Annotated in this window: 16 protein-coding genes; all 16 read left to right on the top strand. The window is 42.8% G+C overall.

Annotation, left to right across the window (positions count from 1 at the left end; genetic code table 11):
• Positions 1-51: 51 nt before the first annotated feature.
• The 16 genes from fdhD to MKY17_RS26230 all read left to right on the top strand — a co-directional run bounded on the left by fdhD (position 52) and on the right by MKY17_RS26230 (position 15,946).
• A complete protein-coding gene (gene fdhD, locus MKY17_RS26305) occupies positions 52-849 on the top strand; it encodes a formate dehydrogenase accessory sulfurtransferase FdhD (protein WP_098371529.1) in 798 nt (265 codons plus the stop codon).
• A gap of 152 nt (positions 850-1,001) precedes the next feature.
• Positions 1,002-1,874, top strand: a complete 873-nt coding sequence (locus MKY17_RS26300; RefSeq protein ID WP_098371528.1) for a LysR family transcriptional regulator — start codon at positions 1,002-1,004, stop codon at positions 1,872-1,874.
• Between the two features lie 155 nt (positions 1,875-2,029).
• Positions 2,030-2,956 carry an AEC family transporter gene (locus MKY17_RS26295; protein WP_098371527.1) on the top strand — a complete coding sequence of 309 codons (927 nt, stop codon included), beginning with the start codon at positions 2,030-2,032 and terminating at the stop codon, positions 2,954-2,956.
• Positions 2,957-3,115: 159 nt separating this feature from the next.
• Positions 3,116-4,138: a tripartite tricarboxylate transporter substrate binding protein gene (locus MKY17_RS26290; RefSeq protein WP_098371526.1), complete on the top strand. Its 1,023-nt coding sequence runs from the start codon at positions 3,116-3,118 to the stop codon at positions 4,136-4,138.
• Positions 4,139-4,195: 57 nt separating this feature from the next.
• A complete protein-coding gene (locus MKY17_RS26285) occupies positions 4,196-4,651 on the top strand; it encodes a tripartite tricarboxylate transporter TctB family protein (RefSeq protein WP_098371525.1) in 456 nt (151 codons plus the stop codon).
• An 18-nt stretch (positions 4,652-4,669) separates the two neighbouring features.
• On the top strand, positions 4,670-6,196 hold the full coding sequence (locus MKY17_RS26280) for a tripartite tricarboxylate transporter permease (protein ID WP_098371524.1): 1,527 nt from the start codon (positions 4,670-4,672) through the stop codon (positions 6,194-6,196).
• A gap of 79 nt (positions 6,197-6,275) precedes the next feature.
• Positions 6,276-7,868: a sensor histidine kinase gene (locus tag MKY17_RS26275; protein WP_098371523.1), complete on the top strand. Its 1,593-nt coding sequence runs from the start codon at positions 6,276-6,278 to the stop codon at positions 7,866-7,868.
• Positions 7,865-8,572, top strand: a complete 708-nt coding sequence (locus tag MKY17_RS26270; RefSeq protein ID WP_098371522.1) for a response regulator — start codon at positions 7,865-7,867, stop codon at positions 8,570-8,572. Before MKY17_RS26275 ends, MKY17_RS26270 begins: the two co-directional genes overlap by 4 nt.
• A gap of 279 nt (positions 8,573-8,851) precedes the next feature.
• Positions 8,852-9,910: a fatty acid desaturase gene (locus MKY17_RS26265; protein ID WP_098371521.1), complete on the top strand. Its 1,059-nt coding sequence runs from the start codon at positions 8,852-8,854 to the stop codon at positions 9,908-9,910.
• 93 nt (positions 9,911-10,003) lie between these two features.
• On the top strand, positions 10,004-11,125 hold the full coding sequence (locus tag MKY17_RS26260; protein WP_098371520.1) for a sensor histidine kinase: 1,122 nt from the start codon (positions 10,004-10,006) through the stop codon (positions 11,123-11,125).
• A 12-nt stretch (positions 11,126-11,137) separates the two neighbouring features.
• Positions 11,138-11,746, top strand: coding sequence for a response regulator transcription factor (locus MKY17_RS26255; RefSeq protein WP_076368214.1), 609 nt, complete (start codon positions 11,138-11,140; stop codon positions 11,744-11,746).
• A gap of 119 nt (positions 11,747-11,865) precedes the next feature.
• Complete coding sequence (gene msrA, locus MKY17_RS26250) at positions 11,866-12,387, top strand: peptide-methionine (S)-S-oxide reductase MsrA (RefSeq protein WP_098371519.1); 522 nt, start codon at positions 11,866-11,868, stop codon at positions 12,385-12,387.
• A 148-nt stretch (positions 12,388-12,535) separates the two neighbouring features.
• Positions 12,536-13,231, top strand: coding sequence for a response regulator transcription factor (locus tag MKY17_RS26245; RefSeq protein WP_098371658.1), 696 nt, complete (start codon positions 12,536-12,538; stop codon positions 13,229-13,231).
• A complete protein-coding gene (locus MKY17_RS26240; RefSeq protein ID WP_339201093.1) occupies positions 13,228-14,583 on the top strand; it encodes a HAMP domain-containing sensor histidine kinase in 1,356 nt (451 codons plus the stop codon). Before MKY17_RS26245 ends, MKY17_RS26240 begins: the two co-directional genes overlap by 4 nt.
• A gap of 65 nt (positions 14,584-14,648) precedes the next feature.
• The gene (locus MKY17_RS26235; RefSeq protein WP_098371517.1) at positions 14,649-15,197 is read left to right on the top strand and encodes a PepSY domain-containing protein; all 549 of its coding nucleotides are present in this window, start codon (positions 14,649-14,651) and stop codon (positions 15,195-15,197) included.
• A 266-nt stretch (positions 15,198-15,463) separates the two neighbouring features.
• Positions 15,464-15,946 (top strand): tetratricopeptide repeat protein, encoded by a 483-nt coding sequence (locus tag MKY17_RS26230; RefSeq protein WP_098371516.1) that lies wholly within the window; start codon positions 15,464-15,466, stop codon positions 15,944-15,946.
• The last annotated feature ends 199 nt before the right edge of the window (positions 15,947-16,145 follow it).

Raw genomic sequence — 16,145 nt, 5'->3', positions numbered from 1 at the left:
GTTCCTTACATATTGGTCAATTGGCTCCTGGATAGTAAAAGGAGTGGGAACATGAAAGCGATTGAAAGCAAGAGGGACATCATCCGGATAACCAAAGGCAACATCGAGCGGACGGAAGATACGATCGTAACGGAGTATCCCGTCACTGTCAAAATAAATGGACAGGAATTCGTCACGATGGTCTGTACACCTGAATACATCGAGGATATGGTGATCGGTTATTTGGCTTCGGAAGGAATCATTAAAAATTATGATGAGATAAAAGAAATCTGGGTCCAGGAAAAAGAAGGCTTTGTTCATGTGAAGACAGATAAAGTGAATCCCTACTTCCAGGACTTTCAAAATAAGCGGTATATTACATCATGCTGCGGAATGAGCAGACAAGGGTTCGTCTTTGTGAATGATGCATTGACTGCCAAGAAAATGGATAATGTTTCGGTGATACTGACTCCCGATGACTGCTTCCGCTTGATGAAGGATTTACAAAATTCCGCTGTCACCTTCCAGAACACAGGAGGGGTCCACAATGCCGCTCTATGCGATGTCGATGGCCTCGTATTAAGCAGGATGGACATCGGACGGCATAATGCCTTGGACAAGATATACGGCCATTGCTTGAAAAATGGTATTTCGATAGATGGGAAAGCTATCGTGTTCAGCGGCCGGATTTCATCGGAAATTCTCTTGAAAGTGGCGAAAATCGGCTGTGAACTGATACTCTCGAAATCCGCTCCAACCGAATTGGCCTTGGAGTTGGCTGAAGGATTGGGAATCACCACGGTCGGGTTCATTCGTAATGATTCACTGAATATCTATACATGCCCTGAAAGAATTCAATTGAATGACTGAGCGTCCTCCGCTTGAAAGATGCTGCTCCTAAGGCGGGCTGGAGAATGCGCTTTGGGAAAGTCCTTGCCGGCATGGCTGGATATGCCAACAAGCCTTATATGGTACAGTTTGGATAAGACATTCAAGGAAAAAGCGGTATCGGGGGAAGGGTTATGAATGAAAGGGATTGGCATATTTTAAAGGTGTTGCATGAGCATAAGAACATTACTAAAACGGCGCAAAGTCTATATATATCGCAACCTTCTTTAACGAAACGAATTCAACAAATAGAGAAGGAGTTCAATCTAAAGATTGTGGAGCGGGGAACAAGGGGAGTGCAGTTCACCCCTCAAGGAGAATATTTGGCCAACTGTGCAGATGAGATGCTGATCAGGCTCCGGCAGATAAAAGAGACAGCGTTCAATATGGGCCAGGAGATCAGTGGGACATTAAGGCTGGGTGTTTCCAACTATATCACGCTGCATAAATTGCCAGGCCTGTTGAGATTATTTCGTGAGCGATATCCTAAAGTGGATTTCCATGTGACCACTGGTTGGAGTAAAGAAGTGCTGAACCTCATTTACAAGGAAGAAGTGCATGTAGGGATCGTTCGGGGGGACTATCAATGGGCAGGATCAAGGCACCATCTTTTTGAGGAAACGATTTGTATTGCTTCCAAGGAAGAAATCGAAGTCCGGGACCTGCCTTTCCTGCCGAGGATCGATTATGGGACGGATGCTTTATTGAAAACAATGATCGATAATTGGTGGAGAGACAATTTTTCAGGACCGCCTTTGGTTGGGATGGAAGTGGACAAGGGTGATACATGCAAAGAAATGGTCAGGAATGGCCTGGGATATGGCATCCTCCCCAGTGTTTTATTGGAGAAAGACCAAAATCTCCGTCAAATGGACCTCAAGGATAAGCAAGGTAATCCCCTTATCAGGAATACGTGGATGTTATATCATGAAAAGTCGCTGGAATTAAAACTGGTCAAAGCGTTTGTCGAATTTGTCAAAGACGTCGATTTCATGAGTGATATTTAACTGGAAGCGCAGAAATCTCTGTGCTTTTTTTGTCATTCCTTTTTTGAATGGCTAACGATAATTTATTGGTATTTTAACTATGGTTATCCCGGGATTATGATAGATGGGAGATGTAAATCATCAGGAATTTGCCTAAGGAATGGAGAGGAAGTCAAGTGAGTGTCCTGTTTCTGATCGTATTGAATGTCATTGTGCCGGTCTTTTTCCTAATAGGGGCTGGGGCCATCCTGCATCGTAGATTCAAGTTGGATATGAGTACGCTGTCTAAATTGAATCACTTCCTGCTCATGCCGGCCATTAGCTTTGTCAATATATATCAAAGTAAAATGGGCGGGGGAATGATTGTCCAGATATTCAGCTTCCTTGCCCTTCAAGCAGTAAGCCTCATCATCGTGAGTACAGTGATTGCTAAACTTGCCAGGTTTGATCAAAGTCTTTCTGCCACGTTTAAAAATAGTGTAGTCCTGAATAACTCAGCCAATTTCGGGTTACCCGTCAGCCAGATGGTTTTTAATGGGAATCCTCTTGGCCTGTCGATCCAAGTCATCGTGATCATTTTTCAAAACCTGTTGACCTATACCTATGGATTGATGAATTCCGTTTCCGTCCATACAAAAAGTGCGAAGGGCGCCATTCGCGAGTTCTTGAAGAACCCCGTCATTTATGCTTTATTACTCGGTTTTCTATTACATTCCGCTTCTTTCGACATTCCGCTGTTCTTATGGACCCCGATTGAAAATATCGCGAGTGCTTTCATAGCCATTGCCTTGATTACATTGGGTGCACAGAGTGCCTATTTGAAAATGACGCAATTTCCGCTTCCGCTTATCCTTAGCTTGATTGGCCGATTAATACTCTCGCCATCCATCGCATTCCTGATCATCCTCCTGCTGGGCCTGGAAGGGACTGTCGCTCAGGGATTATTTATCGCAAGCTCATTTCCAACATCGAGAAACAGCGCATTATTCGCTTTGGAATATGACAATCATCCGGAGTATGCGGCACAGGCAGTCTTGATGTCGACTTTATTCAGCAGTATAACGGTAACGGTGGTCGTATATCTATCAAAAATACTATTCTAGCAGGGCTGCTCATAATGGGCGGGCCTTTTTCCCATGTCTCCCGATAAAACTTTATGAACATTATAGAGGTTATGGAATTTATGCATCTTAGGTTAATAATCAAAGAAAAGGAAGATATTTTTGTAGAATTAAGAAAACGCTTTCAAAAGGAGGATTATTATGTTTTCTCGTAAAAAGATTTCAGCGGTCATATTGGCGGGTTCGTTAGCTTTAAGTCTAGGTGCATGCAGCAGTTCGGATACATCAGGAGAAAAGAAAGAAAGCACAGGCTATCCGAAAAAAGCCATAACGGTCGTTGCTCCATCGGGCGCAGGCGGGGGATGGGATTTAACCGCCCGTTCATTTACAAAGGTCTTGAGTGAGACAAAACTGGTGAACCAGCCATTGACCGTCGAAAACAAACCCGGTGGCGGGGGCGCAGTCTTCATGGCGGATTATGCAACTCAGCAAGCGGATAATAATGACATGCTGTTCGTGAATTCACCGCCTGTCATCATAAATAACCTTAAAAAAGAAGGGAACAGTCCTTATGGATATAAAAATACGACCCCTTTAGCGCAGCTGACAAAGGATTATGGGGCGATAGTGGTAAAGGCGGATTCTGAATTCAAGGATTTGAAATCAGTGCTGGAAGCGGTGAAGAAAGATCCGCGTAAGCTGACCTTTGCAGGAGGATCGGCTCCTGGATCAATGGATCATTTGATTTCCATTCTTCCAGCCTATGAATATGGCTTGAATCCAACTGAACTTAAATACGTTTCGTACGACGGGGGCGGGGAAGCGATTACGGCATTGCTTGGCGGTAATGCAGATGTGATTGGAACGGATGCATCCAGTGTCAGGGAATTTTTAAAAGCAGGGAAGATTAGAGTGTTGGCCGTAACCTCGACTGAACGTTTGGGTGGCGATCTTAAAGACATACCGACGGCAAAGGAACAGGGTGTTGATGCTGAATTCACGATTTGGAGAGGGGTTTTTGGACCTCAGAATATGTCTGATGAAGCGAAAACCTATTGGGACGGAACCATTGCAAAGCTAGTTGAAACTTCTGAATGGAAAAAGGAAGTGGAAGTTCAAGGATGGGAACAGGAATATAAAAATAGTGAAGAATTCAGCAAGTTTTTAAAAGAACAGGAAAAACAGGTGCAGCAATTATTAGAAGCTTTAGGCATGGAAAAATAATCGGGGAGAAGGAGGTGCTTTCACCTTCTTCTTATTTTCTGAAATGGAGGGATTAGGATGGACGTGAAATTTGATCGCTTTGCATCTGTAGCCTTTCTGGCTGTCGGGGTGCTGTTCATGATAGGAAGCAGGAAACTGGCCAGTTCTTCTTATGGAAGTTCGGTAGGACCGGACATTTTCCCTTTTGTATTGGGGCTCGTTCTTGCTGTTTTAAGTATTCGCCTGTTCTATGAGGCATTTCGGAGCAAGGTGCAGGAATCGGGTAAGGGAAAGCTGGAATATAAACCCTTCATCATCATTCTGCTCTCCACCTTGATTTATATTTTGACATTGGAAACGATAGGATATGTCATTACGACCTTTCTCTTTTTGTTTGTTTGCTTTCAAACGATGGAACGGAATAAGTGGGTGACATCGCTCATCATTTCCGCAGGATTTTCCGGAATCATCTATTATTTATTCGTGAATGTATTAAAGGGAACACTGCCGGGTTGGCCAATCTGGTTTTCATAAAAGGAAGGGGGATGTGAAGTGGGCACTTTTGATTATTTAATGCATGGATTTGAAACAGCACTAACTTGGTATAACATCCTTTTTGCATTTGTCGGAGTATTGATCGGTACGGCTGTCGGCGTTTTGCCAGGGATCGGGCCGATGAGCGGGGTGGCTCTTTTGATTCCGGTAACCGCTTCGATTACAGGGGGACTTCCACCAGAGCAAGCGGCAACAAGCGCCATCATTTTACTTGCAGGTGTTTATTATGGAGCGATGTATGGAGGGTCGACAACTTCAATCCTATTGAATACACCTGGCGAATCTTCTTCTGTCGTCACCACATTGGATGGTTACCAAATGGCGAAAAAGGGAAGGGCAGGTAGTGCTTTATCCATTTCGGCAATCGGTTCCTTCGTCGGAGGGATAGTGACCCTTATCGCCATGATTGCCTTGGCTCAGCCATTATCGACGATTGCCATTAAATTCGGTCCGGCGGAGTATTTTTCGCTCATGCTTCTAGGGTTGGCGGCCGTCAGCGGCCTCGCGGGAAAATCAGTAACCAAGGCACTGATCATGACGGTTTGCGGTTTGTTGATCGGGACGATAGGAATCGATAATGTATCCGGGATCGCCCGTTTTACATTCGACATTCCTTGGCTGTATCAAGGGGTCGAATTCCTGACGATCGCAGTCGGTCTATTCGCACTTGGAGAAGTATTCAAGACAATCTTGGAAAAAGAAGAGGATGACGGGGAAATTGCAAAGATCAAAAATTTGATTCCTTCCAAAGAAGAATTCAAGGAATCCGCGGGTCCCATTGCGAGGGGGTCGCTCTTAGGTTTCTTTGTAGGGATCCTGCCGGGTGCAGGGGCTACTCTAGCATCTTTCTTCTCATATCTTATGGAAAAACGGATTTCAAAAAAACCTTGGAGATTTGGTACAGGGGCGATCGCTGGGGTGGCTGGACCTGAAACGGCCAATAATGCGGCATCTGGCGGAGCGATGATTCCATTATTGACGCTGGGAATTCCGGGTTCCGGTACAACGGCGATTTTAATGGGTGCGCTCATGATGTACAATGTTCAGCCAGGTCCATTATTATTCGAGGACCATCCTCAGGTGGCTTGGGGGCTCATCGCCAGTATGTTCATCGGGAATCTGATGCTCCTCATCCTTAATCTCCCGCTCGTTAAGGTTTTTGCGAAAATCATAGAAACGCCAAAGAAATATTTGATTCCGATCATTATCGCGATTTCCATTTTTGGAGTTTATGCTGTACAAGTATCGACTTATGATTTATTGCTATTATTAGGATGCGGGGTCTTGGGATATTTCTTAAGTAAAAATGATTATCCAATCGCCCCATTGGTATTAGGACTGGTTTTAGGACCGATGATAGAAAATAATATGCGCAGGGCCCTGACGATATCCGATGGGGATTACAGTTTGTTTTTCACTCGGCCGCTTTCCCTGACATTCCTGATCATAACGGCATTATGGCTGCTCATTCCGGTTTTGCTTAAGAAGAGAGGGAAGGATGTTGTCATCAATATTGAAGGTTAACCCGTATTTTCTGAATGTTGTGAAAAAACTCCTTTTTTAAAGGGGTTTTTTTTTATATGATGTAAGTAGAGGTGATTGAATGCGTTTACACACCAAGTTGATGCTGGGCATATGTACGTTAATCATCTTAATGGGCGGAATCTTTGAAGTTATTTTTATAAATATCCTGGAAAATAACCTGAAGCAGGAAACAGGGGAAAAAGCATTGTCGGTTGCCCAGACCATTTCTTTGCTGCCTGAAATTAAACAAGCTTTTCGAACGGATAATCCCTCTGTAATCATCCAGCCCATCGCGGAAAGGATTCGCAGGCAGATCGATGCGGAATTCATAGTAATAGGCGATAAGAATGAAACACGGCTGTCCCATCCAAATCCCGACATGATCGGGAGGAAAATGGTAGGGGGAGATAACGCCGAAGTGTGGGATGGGAAATCCATCATCACGGAGTCCACTGGGACATTGGGTCCTTCCATAAGGGGGAAATCCCCGATAATCGCAAATGAAAAAGTCATTGGAGTCGTCTCTGTTGGCTACCTTCAGGATGATATTGAAAAAGAAGTGTCCAGTATACAAAGAAAGATCGTCTGGATCATCTCTTTTATATTAATCGGCGGTTTATTGATAGCCTTTTTCATTTCATACAATATAAAAAAGGCGATATTGGGTCTGGAGCCGAAAGAGATCGCCTGGATGTTTCAAGAGAAGCATGCCATTTTGGAATCCATTCACGAAGGCATCATTGCCATTGATGTTCATGGGAAAATCACGGTCGTCAATGAAACGGCGCATAAAATCCTTCATATCCCTAAAGACGTCATGCTTCGCGGGCAAAAAATTGAAGAAGTCATAACGCAAACACATTTGCTAGATGTAGTCAGCACGGCACGGGCCGAGTATGATCAGGAATTCATGATAGACGGTGAAGTTTTTTTGGCAAGCCGGATCCCCATTTTGAATGGACAGGGTGAAATCATCGGTGCCGTTGCAAGTTTAAGAAATAAATCGGAACTATCCAATCTCCTTCAGGAACTGTCACATGTAAAGGCATATGCTGAAGGGCTGAGGGCCCAGACACATGAATATTCGAATCGGCTCTATACACTGCTAGGCCTGATTCAACTCGGTTCATATAAAGAAGCAATGGATTTCATATCGAAGGAAGTCGATGTCACCCAAGGCTTCATTCACTTTCTAATGAAGGAAATACCTGATCCGATTATTGCTGGGTTCATCTTAGGGAAGGTGAGTTTAGCGAGCGAGCTGAAAATTGATTTTACAATTGATAGAGAGAGCAGTTTTAAAGATATTCCTTCCGAAATAGATCGGGATTTATTAGTGACGATCATCGGCAACCTCATAAATAATGCCTTCGAAGCTGTACGGGCAAACGATAGGGAGGAAAAAAGGGTATCGTTGTTCGTCACGGACTTGGGTAAAGAGTTGATCATAGAGGTTGAAGATAATGGAAAAGGGATGAATTCAGATGTTACCGAACTGATTTTCCAGAACGGCTTTACGACGAAAAGCCATCAAACCAATTCAGGTATAGGTTTGAGCCTTGTTCAGGAAGCGATAGATGGATTAGGGGGGTATATCACTTTTTCGACGAAAGAAGGGGAATATACGATATTTACTGTAGCACTGCCAAAAAACAGAGGGGTGATTTCATGATGGCCAATCGCGATATAGAAGTTTTAATCGTAGAAGATGACCTGCGGATTGCCGAAATACAAAAGCTATTCATCGAAAAGCTTGAGGGTTTTCAAACGATCGGGATCGCCTCAAGCTATGACGAAGCCAAAAGCTTCATTGAAATCATGCAGCCGGATCTATTGCTGCTCGACATGTATTTTCCGGATATGAATGGGCTTGATATCCTGAAAGAAATCAAGCAGCAAAGCAAACAAATGGATGTCATTATGATAACGGCTGCTAAAGAAATCGAAAAAGTCCAGGAAGCTATCAAAATCGGCATATTTGATTATATTATCAAGCCTGTCGCATTTGAACGTTTCAAGCAGTCCCTACTCCGATATCAAGAGTATCACATTAAGCTGTCTGAATTGGAAAAGGGCAATTTTCCCGTAACGCAGCAACAGGTTGATAAGCTTTTGCGAAAGGATATGAAAGAAAAAGAGAGAGAACAGGCTTCACTGCCAAAAGGGATCGATCGGATGACTTTGGAGAAGGTGATGGTTGTGTTGGGGAAATCCTCCCCTGGGTTAACTGCCGAAATAGTGGCAAAGGAGATCGGGGTGAGCAGGACAACGGCAAGACGTTATCTGGAGCACTTGATGTCAGAGGAAAAAATTGATGCCGATTTAACATATGGCACGGTAGGACGTCCTGAACGGGTGTATGCCATCAAGTTATAAATGGGTTCGCCAAGCGGCGGATCTTTTTTTATTGGATCGAATAAATGTCAGGCATTTTCTTGGAATCAGATTGATTGGATTCATCGTCTTTTTTTGAAGTGTAAAAATGATGAAAGAGGAAAAAATACGTGTGAGAAGTGTTGAAGCAGACAAGTATATGACAAGTGTCATGGCAGGGAATTGACGTTTATGACTATAGAAAATCGGTTATTATTCCTATACTTAAAGAAGAGATGTAAGTATAACCACTCCATTCCTATATATTATGAGGAGGAAATCATGAGTAATCATAATCATAATCAAAAACAATTGAGAAAAGATATTGCCCCTTTTGAAAAATCCAATACTAAATCAAGCGTGAAACAGCTTATAAATACATTTCCGCCATTTTTCCTGTTATGGTTTTTAGCTTATCAAAGCTTAACCATTTCATACTGGCTGACCCTTTTATTTGCCGTCCTGGCTTCAGGATTCGTAGTCAGGATTTTCATCATTTTCCATGATTGCTGTCATCAATCGTTTTTCAAAAGCAGGAAAGCGAATGGCATCCTGGGTACAATCAGTGGAATCGTTACATTATTTCCGTATGAACAATGGAAGCATAGCCACTCCATACATCATGCAACGAGCAGTAATTTAAACAAACGCGGTACAGGAGATATTTGGATCATGACCGTTGATGAATATATCGCCGCTTCATTCTGGGGGCGTCTGGCTTACCGTTTATATAGAAATCCGATCGTCATGTTTGGATTAGGTCCATTTTATCTATTTCTTGTATCGAACCGTCTGAATAAAAAGGGCGCTAAAAAGAAAGAACGGATGAATACGTATTTGACAAATGCCGCAATCGTGGCAATTTATGGTTTTTTATGCTTGGCTATCGGATGGCAGGCATTCCTGATGATTCAGGTACCGATGCTTTTTGTAACGGGATCACTGGGTATCTGGCTGTTTTATGTACAGCATCAGTTCGAAGATTCTTATTTCGAAGAGGAATCGGAATGGGATTATGTGAAGGCTGCCATTGATGGAAGTTCTTATTATAAACTTCCAAAAGTTTTGCAATGGGTAACCGGTAATATCGGTTTTCACCACGTGCATCATCTTAGTCCAAGAGTGCCAAACTATAATCTGGAAAAAGTCCATGATTCCACCCTGCCATTGCAGCAGGCAACGACAATCACCATTAGTTCAAGTTTAAAATCACTACGCTTCCGCCTATATGATGGAGAAAACAAGACGTTTGTAAGTTTTAAAGAGATTAAGGAACGTCTAAATGAAACAAAACCTAAGGTGGAAATCAACAATAAACGTCCAAGTCTTCAAGAAAAATAAATAGTTCATCAAAAACCATTCAATTTCCATTGGGTGGTTTTTTGATGAAACTCCTTAGTATATACTAGGGTAAAAAGAAATAGAGGCGGCGCCATGCAAAGTTGGTATCATATCTTTCCGAAAAACACAGGGCTGAGCCCTTATGTCTGGATCATTTTTTGTATCCTACCTTTTTATTTCATCTTCAAATCCTCTTCGATGTTGGAGATAGTCTTTGGAATCGTCATGATCATTTTGTTTTTCATATCATATGGTCTCTCATTTGTTTCGAAGGGATGGCCCGTATACGTATGGACGGCGATACAAATAGTCATATCCATATCCATGACCATATTTTTCAGCTATATTTACTTTTCGCTTTTTTTAGCATTCTTTATTGGGAATGTTCAAAATAAGGTTGGCTTTTTCGTATTATATTCGATCCAGCTATTGGCCACCATCGTGTCTGTCAATATTGGATTCATCATGAAAGACCCTACATTCTTTTCGCAATTTCCCTTTATGCTTATTTGTGTGGTAGGCGTGATCCTGCTCCCATTCAACACATATAATCGAAATAAACGGGGCAGGCTGGAAGAACAATTGGAGGACGCGCATAAAAGAATATCAGAACTTGGCAAAATGGAAGAACGTCAGCGGATTGCCCGTGACTTACATGATACACTTGGACAAAAGCTGTCTTTGATTGGCTTGAAAAGTGACCTTGCAGGGAAATTGATCGATTTGAATCCGGAGTCGGCCAAGAAGGAAATCAAGGATATCCGTCAAACGGCGAGGACGGCACTCAAGGAAGTACGTGAAATGGTGTCGGAAATGCGTGGGGCCAAGCTTAGCGATGAAATCATCCGGGTCAAGCAAATATTGAAAGCGGCAGGGATAGAATTCAATTTGGAAGGCACCACGGAATTGAAAGATACCCCATTGCTTGTTGAAACGGTTTTAAGCATGTGCTTGAAAGAAGCTGTGACCAATATCGTCAAACATAGCGGTGCCGACTGCTGTCATATCGTCATTGAAGAATTACAAACAGGAGTGACGATCACAGTGAAGGATAATGGAGTGGGGCTTTCACATAGATCGGAGTTTTTTAAAGGCAATGGGCTTCAAGGAATGAAAGAAAGGCTCGAATTCGTTAATGGCAGCCTGGATATTCAATCAACAGATGGAACGACACTTTATATAAGGGTTCCGAATGCTATAAAAAATAATGGATAGGAGGGATTGACATTGATTCGAATCGTAATTGCCGAAGATCAGCGGATGCTGCTTGGCGCGCTAGGTTCCATCCTTGATTTGGAAAGTGACATGGAAGTTGTAGGAAAAGCGAGCAATGGGGAAGAAGCAATGAATCTCGTCAATCAATTAAAGCCGGATATCTGCATAACCGATATTGAAATGCCAGTTAAAACCGGGCTCGATGTAGCGGAGGAAATCAAGGATCAGGGCCACCAATGCAAAGTCATCATTTTGACCACTTTTGCACGTCCTGGGTATTTTGAAAGAGCCAGAAAGGCAGAAGTAGGTGGATATCTGTTGAAGGATAGCCCAAGTGATGAACTGGCGAACTCGATCCGTGTCATCATGGATGGGCGGCGCGTTTATGCTCCTGAGCTGGTGGATATGGCTTTCGAAGAAGAAAACCCTTTGACTGAACGAGAGTGCCAAGTGCTCAAATTGATCGCGGATGGTAAGACCACAAAAGAAATCGCAAGCCAGCTTTATCTGACTAATGGAACGGTTCGTAATTATATATCGGTCATCCTTGATAAATTGGATGTAAGCAACCGCGTTGAAGCGATTGTAAGATTCAAGGAAAAGGGCTGGTCAAAAGATTGATCAAAGGTAAATCATTTTTGGCGCATTTAATGGCGGCTTCTCAAATCGAAAAAGCACAGTGTCAGGATTGGAATATGGTATATTAATTTTTATTACATACAGGAAAGGGGAAGACCATTATGCAAAAGGCTACATTTGCTGGAGGCTGTTTTTGGTGTATGGTGACACCATTTGAAGAACTACCGGGGATTGGGGGGATCGTATCCGGTTATTCGGGAGGACATGTTGAAAACCCGACTTACGAGGAAGTGAAGACGGGAGCTACGGGGCATTATGAAGTCGTGGAAATCACTTTCGATCCTCAGTTATTTCCTTATGAAAGATTGCTGGAACTATATTGGCAGCAAATTGATCCAACCGATGATGGCGGTCAATTCCATGACAGGGGTAGCCAATATCGGACGGCCATCTTCTATCATGATGAAGCTCAAGAAAAACTGGCTCTTGAAGCGAAAGAAAAGGTAGCAGCGAGCGGGAAGTTCCAGAAACCCATCGTAACGGAAATCCTTCCTGCCCAAACCTTCTATCCTGCCGAAGAATACCATCAAGGCTATCATAAAAAAAACAAAGATGATTATAAAGCGGACCGTGCGAAATCGGGACGCGATGAATTCATTGACCAGCATTGGACCGGTGAATGAAATGGATCGGGTGTGTTTTCACATCCGATTCTTTTTTTTGACCTTTTTTATAGCACAAAAATTAAAATCATTATTTCATGCGGAGGGTTCAATTTCTCATGATATTTTCATATTTCTTCAGTACACTAAGGGGTAGGTGGTGATGATCATGAATAAAAGAATTTTAATTATAGAAGATGAAGAAAAAATTGCGAGGGTTCTCCAGCTGGAACTTAATCATGAGGGTTATCAAACAGAATCGGCATTTACCGGAAAGACAGGGCTGGAAAGGGCAGAAGCCGAAGAGTGGGATTTAATCTTATTGGATGTGATGCTGCCCGAGCTGAATGGCATAGAAGTACTTAGGCGTTATCGGAAAAAGAATGGATCGACACCGGTCATCCTTCTAACCGCAAGGGATGCTGTGCCAGACAAGGTGAATGGCCTTGACCATGGTGCAAATGATTATGTAACGAAACCGTTTGAAATTGAAGAGCTGCTTGCACGGATCCGTGCTTGTTTCCGTACCAATGTAAGGGAGTGTCAATCAGAAGGGGAAGTGGATGAACTAAAGATCCATGATCTGAAGTTGAACCTTGGTACAAGGGACATTCACAGGCAAGGCAAAAGGATTGAGCTGACTTCCCGCGAGTTCGATTTGCTGGTTTATCTTTTGCAAAATAAAAATCAAGTACTTTCGAGGGAGCAAATCCTGACACATGTATGGGGATATGATTTTGCAGGGGATACGAATGTGGTCGATGTGTATATCCGTTATTTACGCAAAAAAATAGATTATCCCTTTGAGCTGCAGCTCATACATACATACCGTGGTGTAGGTTACAGCTTGAAGGAGCCAGTATGAAGATCCGGACGAAAATCCAAACGTATTCCAGTCTTTTTTTAAGCGTCATGCTTATATTGTTGAGTATCATCGTTTTAATCGCCTTCCTTTGGATATCGGTAGAGAGGGAAAGGGATCTGCTTGAAGATCAAGCCTCATTAATTGAAGAAAATATCCTGACGAAAGATTTGATTTCCGGTGATCCCGATTTAATGGAGCCGTATATCCCTGACGATGGAATGGTGCGGATATTCGATACTGATGGAAGGTTGGTAAAATCATTTACCGATGAAGAGGACCTTGAGGGGCTTGCGATTAAAGCCATTAACGAGAAAGGTTATGATTTTACCAAAGCTGACGGGGAATATGTAATGACCTACCGTTATCCTTATCCTGATGAAGGGAAGAAGCTAGGGATGATCGAGGTCACACAGCCGCAAGATACCCTCCTTGATAATTTATCGACGCTTGCCTTCGTTTTAGGCGGTGCATCGCTTTTTGTCATTCTTTTATCCATTCTTGCCGGTAAGTGGCTGGCCAACCTGATCCTCAAACCGATATCGATCATGAGCGGAACGATGAACGATATTGAGAAAAGCGGGGAATACAAACGGATACCGCTATCGGATCAATCAAAGGATGAACTGCAGGTGATGGGAGTGGCATTCAACAGGATGATAGAAAGGCTGGAGCGGAATTATAACCAACAGCAGCAATTCCTTTCAGATGCTTCACATGAATTGAAAACACCGATTACGGTCATAGAAAGCTACTCTTCCCTATTGAAACGCTGGGGAATGAAGGATGAGGCGATTCAGGAAGAGGCGGTGGAGGCAATCCATCATGAAGCCGTCCGGATGAAAAAGCTGACAGAACATCTTCTGCAGTCTGCTTCCCAAACGGAACCTTCAGCAGATGTGGAAGGGAAAATAGAAATTATTTCGTTTTGTGAAGGGATTGCCCAAACATTCAGAAGAACGGTAAATCGTGAAATAACGATAGAATCAGAGTTTAAGGAAATATATGCAATGACCATTTCCAGTAAGCTTGAACAGGTGATTGTCATCCTATTGGATAATGCTATGAAATACAGTGAATCAAATATTCAGATCATGATAAAACGGCAGGCCGATGAAATTTTCATCGGTGTGAAAGATCACGGTGCAGGGATATCACCGGAACATCTCCCACATGTATTCGAACGTTTTTATCGCGTGGATTCATCGAGGGCAAGGAAAACGGGAGGCAATGGACTCGGGCTTTCCATCGCCCGGACGCTGGTCGAGTCATTCGAAGGTAAATTGGAGATTCAAAGCGAAGTGGGAGAGGGAACGTTGGTGACGATTACTCTTTCTCATCAAATTCTAATCTAACGCTCATGTTCGTTTCATGAAGGATGCTTATTATTAAGGTAACAACTTAAAGGAGGAATTCATTCATGAAAAAACAGTGGAGTACGATTAAAGAAGGTATCATTCAAAGGAAAAAGGTGATCATGACGGTGTCCATGGCCTCCGTTTTACTTTTCGGCGGTGCTGCTGGAACGGCGGTATATGCAGTCAATAAGGGGAACCTATCCGAGGATGAGGCTGTCAAAATGATTTCAGAAAAACTAGGCGGGGAAGTTACTCAATTTGAAAAGGATTGGGACCAGCCGATGACCTATGAGATGACCGTTAAAACGAAAGAAGGCTATCAAGAAGTTGACGTTGATGCTGAAAAAGGAGAGATACTTTCTCAGGAAATGGAAGACGGAGACGATGACGATATGAGCACACAACAAGCGGCGGAAACTGCAAAAATCAGCAGTGATCAAGCCGAAAAGATTGCCTTGAAAGCGGTGGATGGTCAAGTAACGGACATGGAGCTTGATTCGGAGAATGGCACCCTTGTGTACGAGCTGGAATTAAAACAAGGACAAAAGGAATATGATGTAGTGGTAGATGCCACCACGGGAAAAGTATTGAAAAACCAATTGGATGATTAATCGATGGTAATCTGTGATCTAAGAATGATCATGAACTGAAGTGCATGAAAGGATTTGCCGAATGGCAGATCCTTTTTTTATGCCATTATGGTTCTCAAGCGAAATTAGGGGAAAAGAAGAAACTTCCCTTAGATGAAGAGGCGGATGGGTGGAAGAAACCACCATGTAGCTGATGACACTTTAAAAATATTTGCGGTTATAAAGGAATTAAAAAAAGGAATCGCGAATAGGGGCAATAAGGAATCTTATACAATGGAGGAATAGTAATGGGAGATTTGGAAATCGCACTGTCATTAAGAGGAAAAAAAGAATTCAAAAAATCCAATCGATTATTGATGGATTTGGCAAATCAAAATCCCGGTGATGCAGTCATACAGTATCAGTGTGCCTGGAGTTTGGATATTCTCGGACATGAGGTAAAGGCGGTGCCCTATTATGAAGCGGCTCTCAAATTAGGTTTGCCGGAGGAGGAGGCAAAAGGGGCATGCATAGGATTGGGGAGCACATATCGCACCATAGGGGAATATGAAAAATCAAGACAGACATTGGAATCGGGGCTGGCGAAGTTTCCTGAGGATAAGGCTTTATTGGTATTCAGGGCCATGGCTTTTTATAATTTGGGCCAACACGATCTTGCAATGGAGTCTTTATTGAAGATAATTGCCGAAACCTCTAAGGATCGAGACATACAATCTTATGCTAAGGCGATAGAATTTTATAGTGATAAACTGGATAAAGTTTTCACATAATAGTGATCATCCCCAAACTATCCACAAAGCCTGGATAAAACAAGTTATTATTACATGTCCGAAATGAATTAATCAACAAATATGACGGGAAATTTCTTGCTTTTAGCACATTTACGGATAAATGAATGTGGATAACCTCGGATTGTGGATAACTTTCCGGTGTTATTCACTACTTTTCCACAGGTAATCCACATATTCA

The organism is Peribacillus sp. FSL P2-0133 (assembly GCF_037975445.1).
Classification (GTDB): domain Bacteria; phylum Bacillota; class Bacilli; order Bacillales; family DSM-1321; genus Peribacillus; species Peribacillus simplex_E.
The sequence above is the reverse complement of the archived record's forward strand: the minus strand, read 5'-3'. Positions and strand labels throughout refer to the sequence as shown.

What these genes read in the sequence shown, in the direction of transcription:
- MKY17_RS26240 (WP_339201093.1), top strand. Translation starts at nt 13,228, where the DNA reads ATGAAGATCCGGACGAAAATCCAAACGTATTCCAGTCTTTTTTTAAGC.
- msrA (WP_098371519.1), top strand. Translation starts at nt 11,866, where the DNA reads ATGCAAAAGGCTACATTTGCTGGAGGCTGTTTTTGGTGTATGGTGACA.
- MKY17_RS26235 (WP_098371517.1), top strand. Translation starts at nt 14,649, where the DNA reads ATGAAAAAACAGTGGAGTACGATTAAAGAAGGTATCATTCAAAGGAAA.
- MKY17_RS26260 (WP_098371520.1), top strand. Translation starts at nt 10,004, where the DNA reads ATGCAAAGTTGGTATCATATCTTTCCGAAAAACACAGGGCTGAGCCCT.
- MKY17_RS26285 (WP_098371525.1), top strand. Translation starts at nt 4,196, where the DNA reads ATGGACGTGAAATTTGATCGCTTTGCATCTGTAGCCTTTCTGGCTGTC.
- MKY17_RS26270 (WP_098371522.1), top strand. Translation starts at nt 7,865, where the DNA reads ATGATGGCCAATCGCGATATAGAAGTTTTAATCGTAGAAGATGACCTG.
- MKY17_RS26300 (WP_098371528.1), top strand. Translation starts at nt 1,002, where the DNA reads ATGAATGAAAGGGATTGGCATATTTTAAAGGTGTTGCATGAGCATAAG.
- MKY17_RS26275 (WP_098371523.1), top strand. Translation starts at nt 6,276, where the DNA reads ATGCGTTTACACACCAAGTTGATGCTGGGCATATGTACGTTAATCATC.
- MKY17_RS26230 (WP_098371516.1), top strand. Translation starts at nt 15,464, where the DNA reads ATGGGAGATTTGGAAATCGCACTGTCATTAAGAGGAAAAAAAGAATTC.
- MKY17_RS26265 (WP_098371521.1), top strand. Translation starts at nt 8,852, where the DNA reads ATGAGTAATCATAATCATAATCAAAAACAATTGAGAAAAGATATTGCC.
- MKY17_RS26290 (WP_098371526.1), top strand. Translation starts at nt 3,116, where the DNA reads ATGTTTTCTCGTAAAAAGATTTCAGCGGTCATATTGGCGGGTTCGTTA.
- fdhD (WP_098371529.1), top strand. Translation starts at nt 52, where the DNA reads ATGAAAGCGATTGAAAGCAAGAGGGACATCATCCGGATAACCAAAGGC.
- MKY17_RS26245 (WP_098371658.1), top strand. Translation starts at nt 12,536, where the DNA reads ATGAATAAAAGAATTTTAATTATAGAAGATGAAGAAAAAATTGCGAGG.